The 19,434-nt window shown below is 64.3% G+C and carries 18 protein-coding genes; 9 read left to right on the top strand and 9 right to left on the bottom strand.

All coding sequences use genetic code 11. The features are described 5' to 3' along the window. Positions 1-1,443 (bottom strand): 2-polyprenylphenol 6-hydroxylase (ubiB, locus tag CVM52_RS15415; RefSeq protein WP_100163375.1); only part of this gene is annotated, 1,443 nt, incomplete at its 3' end. Positions 1,444-1,446: 3 nt separating this feature from the next. Next, positions 1,447-2,199, bottom strand: coding sequence for a bifunctional demethylmenaquinone methyltransferase/2-methoxy-6-polyprenyl-1,4-benzoquinol methylase UbiE (ubiE, locus tag CVM52_RS15410; RefSeq protein ID WP_100163374.1), 753 nt, complete (start codon positions 2,197-2,199; stop codon positions 1,447-1,449). Positions 2,200-2,285: 86 nt separating this feature from the next. Between ubiE and mutM the strand changes: the two genes are divergently transcribed. From mutM to gyrB, 8 genes are all read left to right on the top strand, one after another. Continuing rightward, positions 2,286-3,137 carry a bifunctional DNA-formamidopyrimidine glycosylase/DNA-(apurinic or apyrimidinic site) lyase gene (gene mutM, locus CVM52_RS15405; protein ID WP_100163373.1) on the top strand — a complete coding sequence of 284 codons (852 nt, stop codon included), beginning with the start codon at positions 2,286-2,288 and terminating at the stop codon, positions 3,135-3,137. Between the two features lie 65 nt (positions 3,138-3,202). Further along, a complete protein-coding gene (gene acuK / locus CVM52_RS15400) occupies positions 3,203-3,979 on the top strand; it encodes an acryloyl-CoA hydratase (RefSeq protein ID WP_100163372.1) in 777 nt (258 codons plus the stop codon). 190 nt (positions 3,980-4,169) lie between these two features. Then, positions 4,170-4,433, top strand: a complete 264-nt coding sequence (rpsT, locus tag CVM52_RS15395) for a 30S ribosomal protein S20 (RefSeq protein WP_100163371.1) — start codon at positions 4,170-4,172, stop codon at positions 4,431-4,433. Between the two features lie 558 nt (positions 4,434-4,991). Next, complete coding sequence (dnaA, locus tag CVM52_RS15390; RefSeq protein WP_100163370.1) at positions 4,992-6,371, top strand: chromosomal replication initiator protein DnaA; 1,380 nt, start codon at positions 4,992-4,994, stop codon at positions 6,369-6,371. A 261-nt stretch (positions 6,372-6,632) separates the two neighbouring features. Continuing rightward, positions 6,633-7,751, top strand: coding sequence for a DNA polymerase III subunit beta (gene dnaN, locus CVM52_RS15385; protein WP_100163369.1), 1,119 nt, complete (start codon positions 6,633-6,635; stop codon positions 7,749-7,751). A gap of 64 nt (positions 7,752-7,815) precedes the next feature. Further along, positions 7,816-8,919, top strand: a complete 1,104-nt coding sequence (recF, locus tag CVM52_RS15380) for a DNA replication/repair protein RecF (protein ID WP_100163368.1) — start codon at positions 7,816-7,818, stop codon at positions 8,917-8,919. Next, positions 8,916-9,530 carry a LysE family translocator gene (locus CVM52_RS15375; protein WP_100163367.1) on the top strand — a complete coding sequence of 205 codons (615 nt, stop codon included), beginning with the start codon at positions 8,916-8,918 and terminating at the stop codon, positions 9,528-9,530. Before recF ends, CVM52_RS15375 begins: the two co-directional genes overlap by 4 nt. Before the next feature lie 77 nt (positions 9,531-9,607). Further along, positions 9,608-12,025, top strand: coding sequence for a DNA topoisomerase (ATP-hydrolyzing) subunit B (gene gyrB, locus CVM52_RS15370; protein WP_100163366.1), 2,418 nt, complete (start codon positions 9,608-9,610; stop codon positions 12,023-12,025). Between the two features lie 42 nt (positions 12,026-12,067). On the opposite strand, the gene scpB is transcribed toward gyrB, so the two are convergent. The 5 genes from scpB to CVM52_RS15345 all read right to left on the bottom strand — a co-directional run bounded on the left by scpB (position 12,068) and on the right by CVM52_RS15345 (position 17,088). Continuing rightward, a complete protein-coding gene (gene scpB, locus CVM52_RS15365; protein WP_100163365.1) occupies positions 12,068-12,706 on the bottom strand; it encodes an SMC-Scp complex subunit ScpB in 639 nt (212 codons plus the stop codon). Position 12,707: 1 nt separating this feature from the next. Continuing rightward, positions 12,708-13,613, bottom strand: a complete 906-nt coding sequence (locus CVM52_RS15360; RefSeq protein WP_100163364.1) for a DUF1403 family protein — start codon at positions 13,611-13,613, stop codon at positions 12,708-12,710. Between the two features lie 210 nt (positions 13,614-13,823). After that, entirely contained in the window at positions 13,824-14,819 is a 996-nt protein-coding gene (locus tag CVM52_RS15355) for a calcium-binding protein (RefSeq protein WP_100163363.1), read from the bottom strand. Positions 14,820-15,030: 211 nt separating this feature from the next. Further along, complete coding sequence (locus tag CVM52_RS15350) at positions 15,031-16,398, bottom strand: hypothetical protein (RefSeq protein WP_100163362.1); 1,368 nt, start codon at positions 16,396-16,398, stop codon at positions 15,031-15,033. A 75-nt stretch (positions 16,399-16,473) separates the two neighbouring features. Next, on the bottom strand, positions 16,474-17,088 hold the full coding sequence (locus CVM52_RS15345; protein ID WP_100163361.1) for a polysaccharide biosynthesis/export family protein: 615 nt from the start codon (positions 17,086-17,088) through the stop codon (positions 16,474-16,476). A gap of 377 nt (positions 17,089-17,465) precedes the next feature. Here CVM52_RS15345 and CVM52_RS15340 point away from each other — a divergent pair, with 377 nt between their 5' ends. Continuing rightward, a complete protein-coding gene (locus CVM52_RS15340) occupies positions 17,466-17,651 on the top strand; it encodes a hypothetical protein (RefSeq protein WP_133119861.1) in 186 nt (61 codons plus the stop codon). A gap of 112 nt (positions 17,652-17,763) precedes the next feature. Here the strand turns inward: CVM52_RS15340 and CVM52_RS15335 are convergent, their stop codons facing one another. Both CVM52_RS15335 and CVM52_RS15330 read right to left on the bottom strand, forming a co-directional pair. Then, positions 17,764-17,976: a hypothetical protein gene (locus CVM52_RS15335; RefSeq protein ID WP_133119860.1), complete on the bottom strand. Its 213-nt coding sequence runs from the start codon at positions 17,974-17,976 to the stop codon at positions 17,764-17,766. Between the two features lie 372 nt (positions 17,977-18,348). After that, positions 18,349-19,200 carry a glycosyltransferase family 2 protein gene (locus CVM52_RS15330; protein WP_100163358.1) on the bottom strand — a complete coding sequence of 284 codons (852 nt, stop codon included), beginning with the start codon at positions 19,198-19,200 and terminating at the stop codon, positions 18,349-18,351. Positions 19,201-19,434 lie beyond the last annotated feature (234 nt).

The raw sequence follows: 19,434 nt of genomic DNA, 5'->3' as shown, positions 1-19,434 counted from the left end.
CTGCGACGGCGGGGTCGGGTGGGCCTGGGCGATCAGCGCGCCCTGCACCAGGCCGGGCAGGCGGGGACCGAAGCGGGCCATCACCAGCGCGGTGCGGGCCAGATCCTTGGCCAGGGCGCGCGGGCCGATCGACTGCTTGATATAGTCCTCGACCACCGGCCGCGCGACCTCCCAGATATTGATATGCGGGTTCAACGAGCGCGCCACGCCTTCGACCACCACCATGGTGCGCTGCAGCAGGATCAGTTCGGTCCGGGTTTCCATGCCGAAACGTTCGGTCACTTCGAACAGATAGGCCAGCAGCCGGCCCATCGAGATATGCGAGGCATCCATGCCGAAAATCGGCTCGCCCACCGCGCGCAGGGCGCGGGCGAATTCATCGACATCGCGATCGGCGGGGACATAGCCCGCCTCGAAATGCACTTCAGCGACTCGCCGATAGTCGCGGCGGATGAAACCGAAGAGAATCTCGGCATATACCCGGCGGGTGTATTCGTCGATATGGCCCATGATGCCGAAATCATAGGCGATGATATCGCCGTTGCGCGCGACCTTGAGGTTGCCCTGGTGCATGTCGGAATGGAAATAGCCATCGCGCAGGGCATGCATCAGGAACAGCCGCAGCACCCGTTCGCCCAGCTCGGCCCGGTCATGGCCGGCGGCGTCCAGCGCGGCATTGTCGCCCAGCGCCACGCCGTCGGCCCAGCCCAGCGTCATCACCCGGCGGGCCGACAGGTTCCACTTGATCGGCGGCAGCTGGAAACCGTCATCACCGTTGGTATTGGCGGCAAATTCCGAGGCGGCGGCGCTTTCCAGGCGCAGGTCCAGTTCGCCCCGCACCACCCCGTCGAAATGGGTGATCACATCCATCGGCCGCAGCCGTCGCGCGCCGGGCGCAAACAGTTCGACCATGCGGGCGGCAAAATAGAAGGCGTCGATATCGCGGCGGAAGGCACGTTCGATGCCCGGGCGCAGCACCTTGACCGCCACAAGCTCGCCGCTGGCCTTGACCCGCGCCTGATGCACCTGGGCGATCGAGGCCGCGGCGATGGCGTCGCCGAATTCGTCGAACAGTTCGGCAACCGGCTGGCCCAGTTCCTTTTCCACTTCGGCGCGGGCCAGCGCGGTGGGAAAGGGCGGCAGCTTGTCCTGCAACACGCGCAGCTGTTCGGCCAGGTCATTGCCCACCAGGTCGGGGCGGGTCGAGAGGATCTGGCCGAACTTGATATAGGCCGGGCCCAGCGCGGTCAGCGCCCGGGTGGCGGGGGGCATCGCCGGGTCGCCGCGATAGCCCAGCCACATGAAGGGCCGGCCCAGGGTGCGCGCCACGGCGCGCAGCAGCGGTGGCGCGTCATAGGCATCGAGGATCACCTTCATCGCGCCGGTGCGCTCCAGCGTGGCGCCCGTGCGCACCAGGCGAATGATATTGTGCGGTCCGCGCATGCGTCAGATTTTCCAGCCCGAATGCAGCGCGGCGATGCCCAGGCTGAGATTGCGGTATTTCGCCTGCTCGAATCCGGCGGCGCGGATCATCGCGAGGAAGCTGTCCTGATCGGGAAAGCGCCGGATCGATTCGACGAGGTATTGATAGCTGTCGCGGTCCCCGGCGACGAGATGGCCCATGCGGGGGATCACGTTGAAACTGTAGAGATCATAAAGCTTTTGCAGGCCGTCATTGGGCAGCTGGCTGAATTCCAGAACCATCAGCCGCCCGCCGGGCTTCAGCACGCGAAATGCCTCGGTCAGAGCCTGTTGCGGGCGGGTGACGTTCCGGATGCCGAAGCTGATCGTGTAGACGTCAAAGCTGTTGTCGGGGAAGGGCAACGCCATGGCGTCGCCAACGATCCAGTCGAGGCTGTCGGCCAGATCCTCGGCCTCGGCCCGCTTGCGGCCCTCAACCAGCATCGGCTCGGTCAGGTCCAGCACCGTGGCATGGCCATGGCCGGCGCGCTTGAGAAAGCGGAACGAGATGTCGCCGGTGCCGCCGGCCACGTCGAGCAGGGCCTGACCGGGGCGCGGCGCCAGCCAATCCATCATCGCGTCTTTCCACAGGCGGTGGATGCCGACGCTCATCAGGTCGTTCATCACGTCGTATTTCGACGCCACCGAGTTGAACACGCCCTGCACCCGCCCGGCTTTTTCCGCCTCGGGGATGGTCTCGCGCCCGAAATGGGTGGTGTTGTCTGTTTTATCTGTCATCAAGTCTTGCCGCCTGTCGCATTTCGCTCTTGTTATAGGGCGCTTGCGGGCGGCACAATGCGGCCCCTTGGTACAGAAGGTCGCTGATGCCGGAACTCCCCGAAGTCGAAACCGTCCGCACCGGTCTTGCTCCCGTGATGGAGGGGCAGGTGATCGCGCGGGCCGATGTAAACCGGCCCGACCTGCGCTGGCCCTTCCCCGAAGGCATGGCCGCGCGGCTGACGGGCCAGCGGGTAGAGCGGCTGCGGCGGCGGTCGAAATACATCCTGGCCGATCTCGCCTCGGGAGAGACGCTGCTGATTCATTTGGGCATGTCCGGGCGCATGGTGGTGTCGGGCGATCCGCTGGGCCGGTTCGTGCATGATCATCCGTTGCCGGAAAAACATGACCACGTGGTGTTTCACATGGCGAATGGCGCGCGCGTGACCTTCAACGATGCGCGGCGGTTCGGCGCGATGGACCTGATGCCGACCGCGACGGCCGAGGCGCACAAGCTGCTGGCGGTGCTGGGCCCCGAGCCGCTGGGCAACGATTTTCACGAAGATCACCTTGTTAGAGCCTTTTCCGGCAAGAACAGCCCGGTCAAGGCGGCGCTGCTGGATCAGGGAATCGTTGCCGGGTTGGGCAATATCTATGTCTGCGAGGCATTGTTCCGCGCCGGAATCTCGCCGCGTCGCAAGGCGGGCCAGATCGCCGCGCCCCGGGTTGCCGCGCTGGTCCCCATCATCCGGCGGGTGCTGGAAGACGCGATTGCCGCCGGCGGATCCAGCTTGCGGGACTACCGGCAGGCCGATGGCGAGCTGGGATATTTCCAGCATTCCTTCGATGTCTACGGTCGCGAGGGCGCGCCCTGCCGCCGCCCGGGCTGTGACGGAACCATTCGCCGAATCGTCCAGTCCGGGCGCTCCTCCTTCTATTGCGCGCAATGCCAAAGATAGCTTGAACCGGCGTTTCGTCGTGTTAAGGCTTCGGAACCAAACGGAACAACGGAAAGCACGCAGTCATGGCCTTTGAGACGATTACCGTCGAAACTGATGACCACGTTTGCCTTATTCGCCTGAACCGCCCCGATGCGCTGAACGCCCTGAACACCCAGCTGCTGGGTGAGCTGTGCGATGCGCTGGAAGAGGCAGATCGCAATGACAAGGCGCGCTGTATCGTGATCACCGGCTCGGAAAAGGCCTTTGCCGCCGGTGCCGATATCAAGGAGATGTCCGAGAAATCCTTTGTCGACGTGTTCAACGAGAACCTGTTTGCAAATGCCTCGGACCGGATCATGCGCATCCGCAAGCCGATCATCGCCGCGGTCTCTGGCTATGCGCTGGGCGGCGGCTGCGAACTGGCAATGGCCTGCGATTTCATCATCGCCGCCGACACCGCCAAGTTCGGCCAGCCCGAGATCAACCTGGGTGTCATTGCCGGCATGGGCGGCACCCAGCGGCTGACCCGCTTTGTCGGCAAGTCGAAATCGATGGACATGAACCTGACCGGGCGTTTCATGCCGGCCGAAGAGGCCGAGCGCGCCGGGTTGGTCAGCCGCGTGGTTCCGGCCAAGAAGCTGATGGAAGAGGCGATGGCAGCTGCCCAAAAAATCGCCGAAAAATCGCTGCCGACCATTCTGGCCGCCAAGGAGGCGGTGAACCGGTCATACGAGACCACGCTGTCCGAAGGCATCCTGTTCGAACGGCGGGTGTTCCATTCGATGTTCGCCACCGAGGACCAGAAAGAAGGCATGGCCGCCTTCCTGGAAAAGCGGCAGCCGCAATTCCGCGACAAGTAACCGGGCGGGGCCACCGGGCCCCATCGGAATTTTCGCCTTCCCTTTTCGGGCGATCTGGCCTATAGGCCGCCGTCATATGCGCGTGATGCCCGCTTTGGCAGGAGATGGCCGGTACAGAACCCGGTGAGACCCGTCCCGGGTGGCGTTGCGCTTTGAACCGTTAACCGACCCGGAAAAAGGGAACCGACACATGGCCAATACGCCGCAATCCAAAAAACGGGCGCGTCAGAACGAAAAGCGTTTTGCAATCAACAAGGCACGCCGTTCGCGCATCCGCACTTTCCTGCGCAAAGTCGAGGAAGCAATCGCTTCGGGCGACAAGGAAGCCGCCGCCGCAGCGCTGCGCGCAGCCCAGCCGGAGCTGATGCGCGGGGTGACAAAAGGGGTGTTGCACAAAAACACCGTCGCCCGCAAAATGTCGCGCCTGTCGGCCCGCGTGAAGGCACTGGCCTGATCCACCATAGGTAGTTTGTGAAAACTAAATGACATGAAGGCGTTGCCATTGGCGGCGCCTTTTTTTGATGCCTGAGGGCACCTGCTTGTTTCTGCAATCGCGAGAGATTCTTTTGGCGATTAAGGCAGAGTCAACAACAGAGTTTCGTTGCCGCTGCGCGCTCGAACTTGCTACCAGTATATATGCGATTCACTCGCTTGGGGGGACAGGCTGCCACCGGTAAATCCTGACGGGCATCAGGATGGGAATACCGGGGGTGAATGTCGGCGGATTGGCAAAAACCAAGCCCTTCGACGTGCTATGTACGTGGCTGCTCGCCGTGACATGGCCCTGTCATACAGTTTTGTGTTCGACGTCGGCCGGCGTCGCTGAACGCTCGTATCGGGCGAACAGTGATGTCGTTTCCGCTGTCGGATGAGGCCACGTCTGCTGTGGTTTCACGTTATCCGGTCCGGATGGCGCATGGCTGCCTTACGCGTGTGGGTCCAACCGGATTGGGGTCCGGTCAATGATAGCGACAGGCTGAAAAGCCGGCGTTGAGAAAGCGTGAGGCATTCGATGACACAAGAGATGTGGGGACTTCTGAGACAGCGGCTGCTGAAAACCGTCGGTCAGAACAATTATACGACCTGGATTGAACCGTTAGAGTTTTCCAAGCTGCAGGATGGCGTCGCGGTCTTTCATGTTCCTACGAATTTCATCGGCAACTATGTCGGGCAGAACTTTTCCGACCTGATCCTGTACGAACTGAATTCTTCCGGAGAGACCGTGCAGCGCCTGCTGTTCCAGGTCCCGGCCAACGCGCAGTCGCGGCCCAGCCGTTCGGTGCCGGCCCAGGCGAAAACCTCGGCGATCAAGGCGGTCACCGAACCGGGCCAGGACGAGGTGGAATCTCCGCTGCATGCGGCACCGCTGGATCCGCGGTTTACCTTCGACACATTCGTGGTCGGCAAACCCAACGAACTGGCCCATGCGGCGGCGCGCCGGGTCAGCGAGGGCGGGCCTGTCACCTTCAATCCGCTGGTGCTGTATGGCGGGGTGGGGCTGGGTAAAACCCACCTGATGCATGCCATTGCCTGGGAGCTGCGTGCGCGCAACCCTGAGTTGAACGTGCTGTACCTGTCGGCCGAGCAGTTCATGTACCGTTTCGTGCAGGCGCTGCGCGAACGCAAGATGATGGATTTCAAGCTGCTGTTCCGGTCGGTCGATGTGCTGATGGTGGATGACGTGCAGTTCATCGCCGGCAAGGACAGCACCCAGGAAGAGTTCTTTCACACCTTCAACGCGCTGGTCGACCAGAACAAGCAGATCATCATCTCGGCCGACCGCGCCCCGGGCGAGATCAAGGATCTGGAAGAGCGGGTGCAATCCCGTCTGCAATGCGGCCTGGTGGTGGATCTGCACCCGACCGATTACGAGCTGCGCCTGGGCATCCTGCAATCCAAGATGCAGCAATACCGCAAGACCTATCCCGGTCTGACCATCGTCGATGGCGTGCTGGAATTCCTTGCCCACCGGATCTCAACCAATGTCCGCGTGCTGGAAGGCGCGCTGACCCGGCTGTTTGCCTTTGCCTCGCTGGTCGGGCGCGAGATCGACATGGATCTGACCCAGGACTGCCTGGCCGATGTGCTGCGCGCCTCGGAGCGCAAGATCACCGTCGAGGAGATTCAGCGCAAGGTGTCGGAATATTACAACATCCGCCTCAGCGACCTGATCGGCCCGAAACGGCTGCGCTCTTATGCGCGGCCGCGCCAGGTGGCGATGTATCTGTGCAAGCAGCTGACCAGCCGGTCGCTGCCCGAGATCGGCCGCCGTTTCGGGGGCCGGGATCACACCACGGTGATGCATGGGGTGCGCCGGATCGAAGAGCTGAAGGTCTCGGACGGGCAGATCGCCGAGGATGTCGAGATGCTGCGCCGTCAGCTCGAGGCCTGATCCGGGGGCCAAAAGCTGTCGACAGCTTTTGCAAATTCCGTCGACGGAATTTTCACCGCAGGCGGCGGCCGCTGTGCAAACCGCCTGCATCCGTGCGCCCTGATCGATAGAAATGATCCCTGCATGCCGCAGCTGCAGCCCGGCGATGGGCCGGGGCCTTGACGGCATGGCCATTCCGACGGAGAAAACTAAAAAAGCCTTGTTCCGCCGGGACAAACGTATAGTTTGCCGGTCCCGGCCCTTTGCAGAGGATCGAAGGACATGAAGATCAGCATCGAACGCGGCGCGCTGCTCAAGGCCGTGGCACAGGCGCAGTCTGTTGTCGAGCGCCGCAACACCATTCCGATCCTGGCCAATGTCCTGATCGAGGCCGAAGGCGATGCGGTGCAGTTTCGCGCCACCGATCTGGATATCGAGGTGGTCGACAAGGCGCCGGCACAGGTGACCCGCGCGGGCGCGACCACGGTGTCGGCCACCACCCTGCACGAGATCGTGCGCAAGCTGCCCGATGGCGCGTTGGTGACGCTGACCGCCGACAGCGCGGCGGGGCGGCTGACGGTCGAGGCCGGGCGCTCGAATTTTTCGCTGGCGACCCTGCCGAAGGAAGATTTCCCGGTCATGGCGACCTCGGAATATGACACCAACTTCTCGGCGCCCGCCACCGTGCTGCGCCGGCTGTTCGACAAGTCCAAATTTGCCATTTCGACCGAAGAGACCCGCTATTACCTGAACGGGGTCTACATGCATGTCGCCGATGGCGATGGCGGCAAGGTGCTGCGCTGCGTGGCCACCGATGGGCACCGGCTGGCCCGGATCGACGCCGAACTGCCCGACGCGGCCGAGGGCATGCCCGGCGTGATCGTGCCGCGCAAGACGGTGGGCGAGCTGCGCAAGCTGCTGGATGACGACGACATGGCGATCGCGGTGTCGGTGAGCGAGACCAAAGTGCGCTTTGCCACGCCGGACATCACTCTGACCTCGAAGGTGATCGACGGCACCTTCCCGGATTATTCCCGCGTCATCCCCTCGGGCAACACCCGGCGGCTGGAGGTCGATGCCGCCGAGTTTGCCCAGGCGGTGGATCGGGTGGCGACAGTGTCGTCGGAACGGTCGCGCGCGGTCAAGCTGCAGCTCGACGAGGACCGGCTGGTATTGTCGGTGAACGCCCCGGACAGCGGCGCCGCCGAGGAAGAGCTGGCGGTGGCCTATGGCGATGACAAGCTGGAAATCGGCTTTAACGCCAAGTACCTGCTGGAAATTGCCAGCCAGGTGGACCGCGAGAATGCGGTGTTCATGTTCAACTCGGCCGGCGATCCGACGCTGATGCGCGAGGGCAATGACCAGAGCGCGGTTTATGTCGTGATGCCGATGCGGGTGTGAGACGGCAAATTTCTTCGAAGAAATTTGAGAAAACTCTTCGAAGAGTTTTCCACCGGGACCCGCCATGTCACCCCTGGCCCTGACCGCGCTGACCCTGTCGCATTTCCGCTCACACAAGGTGGCGCGCCTGTCTTTGGATGCCCGGCCGGTGGCGATCTGGGGTCCGAACGGCGCGGGCAAGACCAATATCCTGGAAGCCGTGTCGCTGTTCTCGCCGGGCCGCGGGCTGCGCCGCGCCAGCGCCGAGGAGATGACCCGCCGCCCCGAGGCGCTGGGCTGGAAGCTCTCCGGCGTGCTGTCCGCCCAGGACCAGATGCACGAGATCGAGATCTGGTCGGAAAACGGCGCCGCGCGCCAGGTCAGGATCGATGGCAAGGCCGCCAGTCAGCTGGCGCTGGGCCGCATCGCGCGGGTGCTGTGGCTGATCCCGTCGATGGACCGGCTGTGGATCGAGGGCGCCGAGGGGCGGCGGCGCTTTCTCGACCGCATGGTGCTGAGCTTCGATCCCGGCCATGCCGAGGCCTCGCTGGCCTATGACAAGGCGATGCGCGAACGCAACCGGCTGCTGAAGGACCAGGTGCGCGATGCCCATTGGTACGCGGCGCTGGAGATGCAGATGGCCCAGCATGGCCACCGGATCGACCAGGCGCGGCAGGCGGCGCTGGCGCGGGTGGCGGTGGCGCAGGCCGGGGCGGAAACCGCCTTTCCCGCTGCCGAACTGGACTTGCAGCAGACCGAGGGCGCGTTGCCGGGCAGCGAGGCGGATCTGCGCGAGGCGCTGGCCGAAAGCCGCTTTCGCGACATGGCGGCGGGGCGCACGCTGGTCGGGCCGCACCGCACCGATCTGTACGGGGTCTACGCGGCCAAGGGCGTGCCCGCCAAGGACTGTTCCACCGGCGAGCAGAAGGCGCTGCTGGTCTCGCTGATCCTGGCCAATGCCCGCGCCCTGGCCGGCGAGATCGGCGCGCCGCCGATCCTGCTGCTGGACGAGGTCTCGGCCCATCTGGACGCCGCGCGCCGCGCCGCGCTGTATCACGAGATCTGCGCACTGGGCGCGCAGGCCTGGATGACCGGCACCGGTCCGGAGCTGTTCGCGGAACTGGGCGAGCGGGCGCAATACCTGGAAGTGACCGATACCGACGGCACCTCGGCGGTGACGGCGCGATGACCATGGCCGACCTGGCGCTTTATGCCGGGGCGATGGTGGCGCTGACGCTGACCCCCGGCCCGGTCTGGCTGGCGCTGATCGCGCGCGCGCTGGCGGGCGGGTTCGCCTCCGCCTGGCCCTTGGCGCTGGGCGTGACGATCGGCGATGCGGTTTGGCCGCTGACGGCGATCCTGGGGGTCAGCTGGCTGGTGCAGGAAGTCGCGGGGCTGATGGGCCTGATGCGCCTTGCCGCCGCGGCCATCTTCCTGTTTCTGGGGCTGTCGCTGTTTCGCAGTGCCGGCGCGCGGATCGCCGAGGACCGGCGCCTGACCCGACCCGGCCGGCTGGCCGGATTTTCCGCCGGGGCGGCGGTGGCACTGGGCAATCCCAAGTCGATCCTGTTCTATGTCGGGGTGCTGCCCGGCTTTTTCGATCTGCCGGTTCTGGGCCGGGCAGACATCGCCGCCATCGTCGCGGTGTCGATGGCGGTTCCGCTGCTCGGCAACCTGGTCCTGGCGCTGTGCGTGGTGCGGATCCGGCGGCTGATGCGCAGCGAGACGGCAGTGAAAAGACTGAACCAGGCATCGGCTGCATTGCTGATTCTGGTGGGGCTCGCGATCCTGGCCGCCTAGCACAAAATCTGGGGCGGATGCGTGACATCCCCCCCCAGAAACAGTATAAAACCGCAAAAGAACAAAGGAAATGCCGCATGGCGGAAAACGCGCAGGCACCGGAAGAATACGGCGCCGATTCCATCAAGGTTCTCAAAGGGTTAGAGGCGGTCCGCAAGCGGCCCGGCATGTATATCGGTGACACCGATGACGGCTCGGGCCTGCACCATATGGTCTACGAGGTTGTCGACAATGGCATCGACGAGGCGCTGGCCGGCCACGCCGATGCGGTGACCGTCAAGATCCACGCGGATTCCAGCGTATCGGTCACCGACAACGGCCGTGGGATTCCGGTGGGCATCCACGAGGAAGAGGGCGTTTCGGCGGCCGAGGTCATCATGACCCAGCTGCATGCCGGCGGCAAATTCGACCAGAACTCGTACAAGGTTTCCGGCGGCCTGCACGGGGTTGGCGTGTCGGTGGTGAACGCGCTGTCGGTTTGGCTGGAACTGCGGATCTGGCGCGATGGCAAGGAACATGTCGCCCGCTTTGAACATGGCGAAACCGTCGAGCATCTGAAGGTGGTTGGCGATGCCCAGGGCCAGACCGGGACCCAGGTGCGGTTTCTCGCCTCGACCGACACGTTTTCCAACCTCGACTATTCCTTCGAGGTGCTGGAACGGCGGCTGCGCGAACTGGCCTTCCTGAATTCCGGCGTGCGGATCATCCTGATCGACGAACGCCCGGCCGAGGCGCTGCACACCGAGCTGTATTACGAAGGCGGCGTGCGCGAATTCGTCAAATATCTCGACCGGCACAAAAGTTCGGTCATGCCCGAGCCGATCTTTATCACCGGCGAGCGCGACGAGATCGGCATCGAAGTGGCGATGTGGTGGAACGACAGCTATCACGAGACGGTGCTGCCCTTTACCAACAACATCCCGCAGCGCGACGGCGGCACCCACCTGGCGGGCTTCCGTGGCGCGCTGACGCGGACCATCCAGAAATACGCGGCCGAAAGCGGCATCGCCAAGCGCGAGAAGGTGAATTTTACCGGTGACGACGCCCGCGAGGGGCTGACCTGCGTGCTGTCGGTGAAGGTGCCCGACCCCAAGTTCAGCTCGCAGACCAAGGACAAGCTGGTCAGTTCCGAGGTGCGCCCGGCGGTCGAGAACCTGGTGAACGAGAAGCTGGCGGAATGGTTCGAGGAGAACCCGAGCGAGGCGCGCGTGATCGTCGGCAAGATCGTCGAGGCGGCGCTGGCCCGCGAGGCCGCCCGCAAGGCGCGCGAACTGACCCGGCGCAAGACCGCGATGGATGTCAATTTCCTGGCCGGCAAGCTGAAGGACTGTTCCGAGAAAGATCCGGCGCAGACCGAACTGTTCCTGGTCGAGGGCGACAGCGCCGGCGGTTCGGCCCAGACCGGGCGCGACCGGCGCACCCAGGCGGTGCTGCCGCTGCGCGGCAAGATCCTGAACGTGGAGCGCGCGCGGTTCGACCGGATGCTGTCCAGCCAGGAGATCGGCAACCTGGTGATGGCGCTGGGCACCGGCATCGGTCGCGACGAGTTCGACATTTCCAAGCTGCGTTACCACAAGATCGTCATCATGACCGATGCCGATGTCGACGGCGCGCATATCCGCACCCTGCTGCTGACCTTTTTCTACCGGCAGATGCCCGAGCTGATCGAGGGCGGCTATCTCTATATTGCGCAGCCACCGCTGTACAAGGTCGCCCGCGGCAAGTCCGAGGTCTATCTCAAGGACCAGGCGGCGCTGGATGATTACCTGATCCAGCAGGGGGTCGAGGGCGCGGTGCTGCGGCTGGGCTCGGGCGAAGAGATCGTCGGTGCCGACCTGGCCCGCGTGGTCGACGAGGCACGCCAGCTCAAGCGCGTGCTCGATGCCTTCCCCACCCATTACCCGCGCCACATCCTGGAACAGGCGGCAATTGCCGGTGCCTTCGTGCATGGTGCGGTCGATGCCGACCTGCAGGGCGTGGCCGACCAGGTGGCGCAGCGGCTGGACCAGATCGCGCTGGAATACGAACGTGGCTGGCAGGGCCGGATCACCCAGGATCACGGCATCCGCCTGGCCCGCATCCTGCGCGGGGTCGAAGAGGTGCGCACCCTGGACGGCCCGATGCTGCGCTCGGGCGAGGCCCGGCGCACCGGCAGCTTTACCAAGGGCTTGCAGGACGTCTATGGCGTTGCCGCCGCGCTGGAGCGCAAGGACCGCCATCAGGTGATCTATGGGCCGCTGACGCTGTTGCAGGCGATCCTGGACGAGGGCGTGAAGGGCCTGACGCTGCAGCGCTACAAGGGCCTGGGCGAAATGAACCCCGACCAGCTGTGGGAAACCACGCTGGACCCGGATGCACGCACGCTGCTGAGGGTTCGGGTCGAGGATATGGCCGAGGCCGACGACCTGTTCACCAAGCTGATGGGCGACGTGGTGGAACCCCGCCGCGAATTCATCCAGCAGAACGCGCTGAGCGTGGAGAACCTGGATTTCTGATTCCACGTCTGCCGCAGAATCCTGCTGCGGCAGACCCCGAACCTAGACGATCCGCCGCATCAGCGGTGTGGTGTCGGGGATCTGACCGGCGGGTGGGGGCAGGATGCCGTCATCGGCCAGCTGCCCGGGATCGGGCAGGTCGCGCAGGCTGGCCAGGTCGAAGGCCACCAGGAAGGCGTCGGTGGTGACAAAGGTATAGGGCGCGCCGGGGCGCGGGCTGCGCGGGCCGGTGGTGATCATTCCCTGGGCGTGAAGCCGCCCGATCAGCTCGCGGTTGATCTCGCGACCGAAGATATCCTTCAGCCCGGCGCGGGTGATCGGCTGGTGCCAGGCGATGGCGGCCAGCACGGCAATGTCGAACTGGTTCAGATCCAGTTCCTGCGGGCCGATATCGGCGGCGGCGCGGATCACCGCGGCATAGGCCGGCCGGGTGCGCAGCATCCAGCCCCCGGCCACCGTCGCCACCTCGTAGGGGCGTTCGGCCAGGTCGGCGTTGAGATCGTCGATCAGCAGCTCCACCGCCACGCCCTGCCCGACGATGCGCGCCAGATCGGCGCGGGGCACCGGGCGGGAGCTGGCAAACAGCACCGCCTCGACCCGGCGCATCCACTCGCGCCAGCGCAGCTCGGGCGGAAGCTCGGCCAGGTCTCGGTCCAGCGCGGTGTCAGAGCGATCGGTCATGTTACACCCCGTACAGGCGGAAGCTGGGGCGGCCGGTCAATTCGCGGGCGACGTCCAGTTCGACCAGGCGGTCGCAGAACCGGCGCGCGGCACGGTCCGACATGGCGATTCCGGGCGCGGTCAGCGCAATCGCGGGCGACAGGGCATCACTTGCCAGAAACAGGGCCACGGCGGCATCCGAACCCTTCGCCCTCAGCTTGGGCGCAACGTGGCGCAGCCGGTTGGCCCGCCGGGTCAGATCAGCAGCCTCGTGCAGCAGCTGTGGCACCGTGCCGGCCACGGCGCGGTGGCAGGCCAGGCGCAGGGCGTCGCCATCCAGGCGCAGATCGCGCGGTTGCAGCCCGATCGCCAGCAGCGGCAGGATCCGGCGCCAGCCCAACGCGCGGGACAGGACGGCATCCGCCAGGATCAGCGCGGTGATTTCTGCGCGCGGGAATTCGGCCAGCACGGTTTCCAGCATCTGGCTGGCCTGCGCCAGCGGCGTGGTCCTTGTGCCGGTTGTGGCCCATTCGGGCAGGCGTGCGGCGATCTCTTCGGGCAGGGCGTTGCGCAGATCCAGCCCGGTGGTCCGCCGCGCCGCTGCACGCCGCCATTGCACAAACACCGCACCGGCCGGACCGGGCAGGTCTCCGGGGCGCAGCAGGTGAACCTCGTCCCGCAGGGCGGCGGCCCGTTCGCTGCGGCCGGTCAGGGCGACGCAGATTTCGGCCGCGCGCAGGCACAGCCGGTCGCGCAGCAGGTCCAGCGGAAGATCATCATGGCCAAGCGCCGCACCCAGCGTGGCCAGCGCCGCGCCCGAGGCAAAAGCCGCCTCTTCCAGCGTCTCGCAACGTGGTTTCCGGGCCCAGGCGGGCAGCTTGGGCGTGATCTGAGGGTCTTGCGGCATGGACACGGCAGCGTGTTTCATTCTACGCAGTCTAGTGGGTGTCAGCGGTTTGCGCCACAATATAATGTTGAAAGCGCCGCCGCTCGGCAGAGTTTTGTTCAACCTTTGTTCTTGTCTAGCTTGTCCCGTCGCGCGGCGCTTGGCAAGAGGGAACCCACCCGTCGGGCGCCGACGGCGCGTTGCCGCGCACCGGGCCGGTTTTCTACGATGACTGCTGGCCGGGATTGCCGCCTAGAAGAGGAAGTTGGCCGCATCTTGCAGATCGGCCAGGGTGACATCTTCGACCGTCACCTGGACCTGCTCAAAGCTCAGCACCACCTTTGCCCGCGCCGGCGCGAAGGTGATCTCGTCAAGACTGTCGGCGCCTTTGATCTTGATCGTGTCGGTGCCGATCTGGAAATCGGTGATGGTGTCGGCCCCTGCGGAGGATTTGAACACAAAGCGGTCGACGCCACCGCCGCCGGTCAGCACGTCATTTCCCTTGCCGCCCTCCAGGATGTCGCGGCCGCCATTGCCCTTCAGCACGTCGCCGCCATTGCCGCCGGACAGACGGTCATTTCCGCCACCGCCGATCAGCCGGTCATTGCCGCCCTGGCCATACAGCCAGTCCTGCCCGCCCGCCGCCTTGATCGTGTCCTGCCCGCGACCGCCGTAGAGGGCATCGTCGCCGCCCCGACCCAATAGGGTATCTTTGCCGCCCGCGCCGAGGATCACATTGCCCGATGCATTTCCAACCAGCCGGTTGGCGCCGGCACTGCCGGCCAGGCCGCCCACGCTGGCCACGGCGAAAACAAGGTCCGTCTGGCTGTCGAACGCGCCGAGCGCGTCGTTGATATCGACGATCGCATCGGTAAACTTGCTGAAGTCGCGTGCGATGAAATCTTCCAGCAGGGCGATGGTGAAATCGACGGTTTCCGAGGCAAAACCCTGTCGGGTCAGGTCTGCCTCGACCGCCGGAAGATCCGCTTCCCGTTCTTCCCAGTTGTAGGAAAAGAACACGCGCTGCGTCGCGACCAGCAGTTTTTCAAATGTGCCGGTGCTCAGGCCGCTGATCTTGGGCCAGCCATGCAGGTCTGCGATTGTGGAGGAGTCGGTAAAGCTGATGAGTTCCTGCATCAATGCCGACCAGGTGATCAGATCGGTGATCTCCGAGAGCGGGCTGCTGGTGTCCAGAAGATCCGCCAGGTCGTCGGTAAGGTCGTCGAGAAGAGAATCAAAATCGGTCATAAGTCCCACTTGCGGCGCCGGTGGCCCGGCGCGGCCTAAATGAACAGAAAGAAAAATTTAGTAACGTCAGCACATGTCTAGCAAGGCCGCGCCCATGGCTGTCAAGTTTTGCGGGGGTGACGCCCGGGCGATCCGGGTGGGTTCATGCAAAATGCCCAGCGCGCGGTGGCGTGCTGGGCATTTTGAACGTTACGAGGTCTTCTGACGCGGCTTAGAACAGGTCGAAGCGGCGCGACAGGCTCACGAAAATCGCGCTGGATTCGGCTTGCCCCACGGTTTCCTCGTCGCGGATGCGATAGCTGAACCCGGTATCGAGGTTCCAGTCTTCGGTCAGTTCGTACTGATACCCCAGTTCCAGGTTGGTGCGTTCGACCTTGGTGCTGTTGGTGGTGCGATCGACCAGATAATAGGAGAGATTGGCGAACAGGTTGGACTCGGCCGTCAGCTGCTGAACATAGGTCGCCGCCACGGTCGAGGTGAACCGGTCTTCGTCATCGCCATCGGCGATCACCCGGCGGCTGATATTGACCGCAATGCGGCTGACCGGCATCTGATATTGCCAGCCCAGCCCGCCGATCGGCTTGGCCGAGTTGCCGTAAACGCTGCTGGCGCCCAGGCTGAACCGGAACCGGCCGTTGGCCAGCTGGTATCCGCGCCCGCCCAGAATGGTGCTGATCTCGCCGTTCTCGGTGCGCCGGAACGACATGTTGCCAAAGGCAGTGCCGTTCGGCATCACCTTGTTATAGGTCACGCTGCCGGTTGCACCCTTGGCCGAACCGTTCTGGTTGACGTTGGTGGTATCGGCGTTGGTATAGCCCACCCGCACCGACAGGTCGGATTGATTGGCGAATTCGTGGTCCAACCCCACATCCACCCCACGGGACAGCCGCGCCGGGGTAGCGGTGTTGTCGTCAAACCGGCGGAAGCGCAGCCCCAGGACCGCGGCAGTGGTCGGTGTGAAGTGAAAGAAGGTATCGGCGCCGATCTGGGCGCGGTCGAATTCATCCAGCGTCGCCACCGTCTCGTTCTCATAGCGCACGCCGCTGGCATTCGCAGTCAGGCGAAAGCCGATGGGCGCGCCGATGCCGGTGGTCAGGGCGAGGTAGGAGTTATAGGCTTGGCGCTGGCCGCTGCCGCGCAGACCGGACAGGTCGCTGGGCGGGTCGATCACCTCGTCATCATCGCTGAAATCCCACAGCGGCCGGGGCTGCGAGATGTCGCTTTCGTTGTAATCCAGGGAGAAGGTAAAGCGCGAGCTATAGCCTTCTCGGGTATAAGCGATGCTGGCCTGCGGATCGACAAAGCCGGTCTCGGTGCTGCGTCCGGAGGGCAGGCTGCCATAGCGCAGCCCCCCGCCCAACAGGAAGGAAAACTGCTGAATTCGCGTCGCGCTTTCCAGCTGCAGCGCGAAGTTGGTGGTCGACAGCGTGGTTGTGCCCTCTTCAGGGTTGGTCGCGCTGCCGGGTATCCCCAGCGCCAGGTTGTCACCGGCGGAAAAACTTTGCTGTACGCCCAGGCTGAGATGCAATCCGCCCTGGCCGTCATCCTGCGCGCGCGTCGGACCGGTCACGTAGGCCATAAGGCCCGCAATCGCGGTTCCGGTAATCACCCATTTTTTTGTCACTGCTCGTGCCCCCGGACCTCCGTCCTGTTTTTATTCAAAGAGCTTGCGCGGCGGAACAACGATCACATCGCCGGTCGCCAGCGTGGTGCCGCCGATGCTGCTCTCCCCGTTAAGGACGTCTTTGTAGTTGAAACGATAAACGCTCTGATTGCCTTCCTTATCGGTGCGGCGCAGCTGGATACGCTTGAGCGCGGCAAAGCGCGAGAAGCCGCCAACCTGGGCAATCGCCTGCAACAGGGTGGTGCCCGGCTCGACCTCGATCATGCCCGGGTTGTTCACTTCGCCCAGGAAATAGACCGGCACCGCCAAGGATGTCAGCGGCAGCCCGCTGGGCACCGCCTGGCCGAGTTCGGTCAGCGACACGAACACCGTCGGCTGGACGGAAAAGTTGCTGGCCAGGCGGCGGGTGATATCGGCGCGCACGTCATCGATGCTGCGCCCGCCCACCAGGACAGTGCCGGCCAGGGGAACCGAGATTCGGCCATCGGGCAGAACCAGCGATTGGCGGTTCAGCGAGGCGTCTTCCAGCACCTCGATGCGCAGAATGTCGCCGGGTTTGATCAGATAGTTATCCTGAGCCCAGGCGCAAACGGCCATCACTTGGGCGATGGCGAAGACGGCGAGAACTCTGAAAATCTTGGGCATGGCGGAATCTCAATCGGAACGGTTGTGTATTTCCGGCAGGTTAAACATAAGCTAGATCATTCTAAAGGATATATTGTACTTCCATCGTGATGCCCGTCCGGTGTCGTGCTGCCAAAGCAACAGAGCCACGCGCGTCATTCTCCGTACCGGCACCGTCTTTCTAGCTGGCAGGGCGTCCAAACTCGAAGCCTGAACTCGCGCTATTGGCGAAATTCGGCCGATCCGCATTTCCCACATGTCATCGCCTTATTGCTGCCCGATTTCGGCACAACCTTGGCCTTGGGTGGCATGGGAAAAAACAGGTACGGGACGAAGGCGGGCGCGTGGTCGTAGGAATAATACTCATAGGAATAGTGGCCGGAAGCATCTCGGCCGTGGTGACGCTGATCACGGGGGCGGGATTTCTGGCCGCGCTGCTCGCCTATTCCGGGGTCGGCGCCGGCGCGGTTCTGGGCCTGGGCCTGATCACCTATTGCCTGTCGCTGCTGCGCGATCTGTCCGCCGGAACGCCCTGCGGCGAGGCTATCGGCCGCGCCCAACAGCCGCTGCCGGTCCGGCGCTGAGCACGGGCCCGGGGGCCGGGCGGGTATCGTTTGCGCCTTGGCACCAAACCGGGCTTGTCTTGATCACTGTTGAGGAGTGCGGCTGACGCGGGTGCGAATCGCCGCGGCAGGGTCAGTCCAGGCGCAGGCGGCGACTCTGCGACAGCGGCACGCGCGGCTTGGCCCAGCGCAGCAGAACGCCCAAGCCAAAGGCCAGGGCCAGGCCAAGCAGACCGAACAGGGCGTGATACAACAGCGCGGCCAACAGGCCTTTTCCCGCCAGCAGCGCCAGAATGCTGGCGGCGCCGCCAATGGTCACTCCTAGTATCACGGTCGTCACAAGCATATAGTCTTCCCCAAAATGCAGTTCACCCTCCCGAAGACGCGTTGCAGACGCCGCCGGACATTCCCCATACTGTCCACAGGCGGGCGGGAGCCCTCCTGACTGAAGCGTGAATTCCAATCGACCCGCCCTGCCAAATTGGTACGGGAAAGATTGGCTCCGGTAAATCAACAATAGGCAATTTTGCCTATGACTGTTTTATCCTTGGGGACAATGGTGGTGGGAATTCGGCTAGTTTACTGAAAAACCGGGAAGAATATCCTGTGACTTCAACCGTGGGAAATCCGCCGATCCACGTAGAACCACATCGGGTTCAACATAATTTCATGGTTTTGTGCGGTCCGGCGATTCGCCTTCCGGCGAATCTGGCGCGGCTCAGATCGCGCCACCCGCGGCCTGCCGCAGCATCCAGGCCATCCGGGTCAGCCGCTGCCGCGCCAATGTGCCCAGGGCGGCGAGCTTCTCGCCGCGCGCCAACCGGGCATCGCGCAAAATGCGCGGCGCATGCGCGGCAATACTCGGCAGCATGGCCAGGGCGCGCAGGGCCCATTTCAGCCGCGCCCGCGCGCCGTTGCCATTGACGCCGAAACTTTCGCGGGTGATCCGGCGCCATTTCCGCTCCAGCGCCGGCCAGTCCGACCGCGACGGGTGCGACACCTGCAGGTCCGGCGCGTGCACGATCCGGTAGCCGGCGGCGCGGGCACGGTGGCACCAATCCAGATCCTCGGACAGCCCGTCGCGAAACCCGCCAACCGCCTCGAAAATATCGCGCCGCGTCAGCAGGTTGGCGGTGACCGAAAAGCCTTCTTTCTCGATATAGCCGCGATTGTCGAAGGCAAAGACGGTTTCAAACGCCTCCGCGCCGCTGCGCGGTGGCGGGGTTTCGTCAAAGACGGTGACAGTGCCGCCCACCAGGTCGGCCCGTGCCGCCGCGTCCAGCGCCGTGTCCAGCCAGTTGGCCGCGGGGACACAATCGCTGTCGAGAAAGAACAGCAGCGGCGCGGTGGTTTCGGCAACACCACGGTTGCGCGCATTGGCGGCGCCCTTCTGCGGCTCGATCACCAGGCGCAGCGCGGCGGGCAATTCTGGCCGGGTGGGCGAGTTGTTGTCGACCACCACCACCTCGACCTCGGGGCGCAGCTGCGGAACCAGCGCCGCAAGGCAGCGCTGCAGGCGGGCTGCATCCTCGAAATGCGGAATGATGATCGCGGCGCGAAATTGCGACATGGCACCCGGGTCTGTTTAGCCATCTGGTTTCTGCCGCAGCAGTACCCGGCGCCGCAGCGATGCGGAAGGGCCAAGAATTGCATGCGACGGCGGATGTTGCATTTGCATAAAGCGCCAGGGCCGCCCGTTTGGGGCGGCCCTGGTGTTTGGTTTGGCCTGGTTCTGGTTCAGGTGAAGAAGAAGTCGTCGACGGAGAGGTCGGCCATGCGGGTGTTGAGCAGGGTGATGGTGCCG

Source organism: Pseudooceanicola lipolyticus, from assembly GCF_002786325.1.
Taxonomy (GTDB): Bacteria; Pseudomonadota; Alphaproteobacteria; order Rhodobacterales; family Rhodobacteraceae; genus Pseudooceanicola_C; species Pseudooceanicola_C lipolyticus.
The sequence above is the reverse complement of the archived record's forward strand: the minus strand, read 5'-3'. Positions and strand labels throughout refer to the sequence as shown.

What these genes read in the sequence shown, in the direction of transcription:
- CVM52_RS15350 (WP_100163362.1), bottom strand. Translation starts at nt 16,398, where the DNA reads ATGGCCTACGTGACCGGTCCGACGCGCGCGCAGGATGACGGCCAGGGC.
- CVM52_RS15355 (WP_100163363.1), bottom strand. Translation starts at nt 14,819, where the DNA reads ATGACCGATTTTGATTCTCTTCTCGACGACCTTACCGACGACCTGGCG.
- CVM52_RS15360 (WP_100163364.1), bottom strand. Translation starts at nt 13,613, where the DNA reads ATGAAACACGCTGCCGTGTCCATGCCGCAAGACCCTCAGATCACGCCC.
- CVM52_RS15375 (WP_100163367.1), top strand. Translation starts at nt 8,916, where the DNA reads ATGACCATGGCCGACCTGGCGCTTTATGCCGGGGCGATGGTGGCGCTG.
- acuK (WP_100163372.1), top strand. Translation starts at nt 3,203, where the DNA reads ATGGCCTTTGAGACGATTACCGTCGAAACTGATGACCACGTTTGCCTT.
- gyrB (WP_100163366.1), top strand. Translation starts at nt 9,608, where the DNA reads ATGGCGGAAAACGCGCAGGCACCGGAAGAATACGGCGCCGATTCCATC.
- scpB (WP_100163365.1), bottom strand. Translation starts at nt 12,706, where the DNA reads ATGACCGATCGCTCTGACACCGCGCTGGACCGAGACCTGGCCGAGCTT.
- ubiE (WP_100163374.1), bottom strand. Translation starts at nt 2,199, where the DNA reads ATGACAGATAAAACAGACAACACCACCCATTTCGGGCGCGAGACCATC.
- CVM52_RS15335 (WP_133119860.1), bottom strand. Translation starts at nt 17,976, where the DNA reads ATGCTTGTGACGACCGTGATACTAGGAGTGACCATTGGCGGCGCCGCC.
- recF (WP_100163368.1), top strand. Translation starts at nt 7,816, where the DNA reads ATGTCACCCCTGGCCCTGACCGCGCTGACCCTGTCGCATTTCCGCTCA.
- CVM52_RS15345 (WP_100163361.1), bottom strand. Translation starts at nt 17,088, where the DNA reads ATGCCCAAGATTTTCAGAGTTCTCGCCGTCTTCGCCATCGCCCAAGTG.
- rpsT (WP_100163371.1), top strand. Translation starts at nt 4,170, where the DNA reads ATGGCCAATACGCCGCAATCCAAAAAACGGGCGCGTCAGAACGAAAAG.
- CVM52_RS15330 (WP_100163358.1), bottom strand. Translation starts at nt 19,200, where the DNA reads ATGTCGCAATTTCGCGCCGCGATCATCATTCCGCATTTCGAGGATGCA.
- mutM (WP_100163373.1), top strand. Translation starts at nt 2,286, where the DNA reads ATGCCGGAACTCCCCGAAGTCGAAACCGTCCGCACCGGTCTTGCTCCC.
- dnaN (WP_100163369.1), top strand. Translation starts at nt 6,633, where the DNA reads ATGAAGATCAGCATCGAACGCGGCGCGCTGCTCAAGGCCGTGGCACAG.
- dnaA (WP_100163370.1), top strand. Translation starts at nt 4,992, where the DNA reads ATGACACAAGAGATGTGGGGACTTCTGAGACAGCGGCTGCTGAAAACC.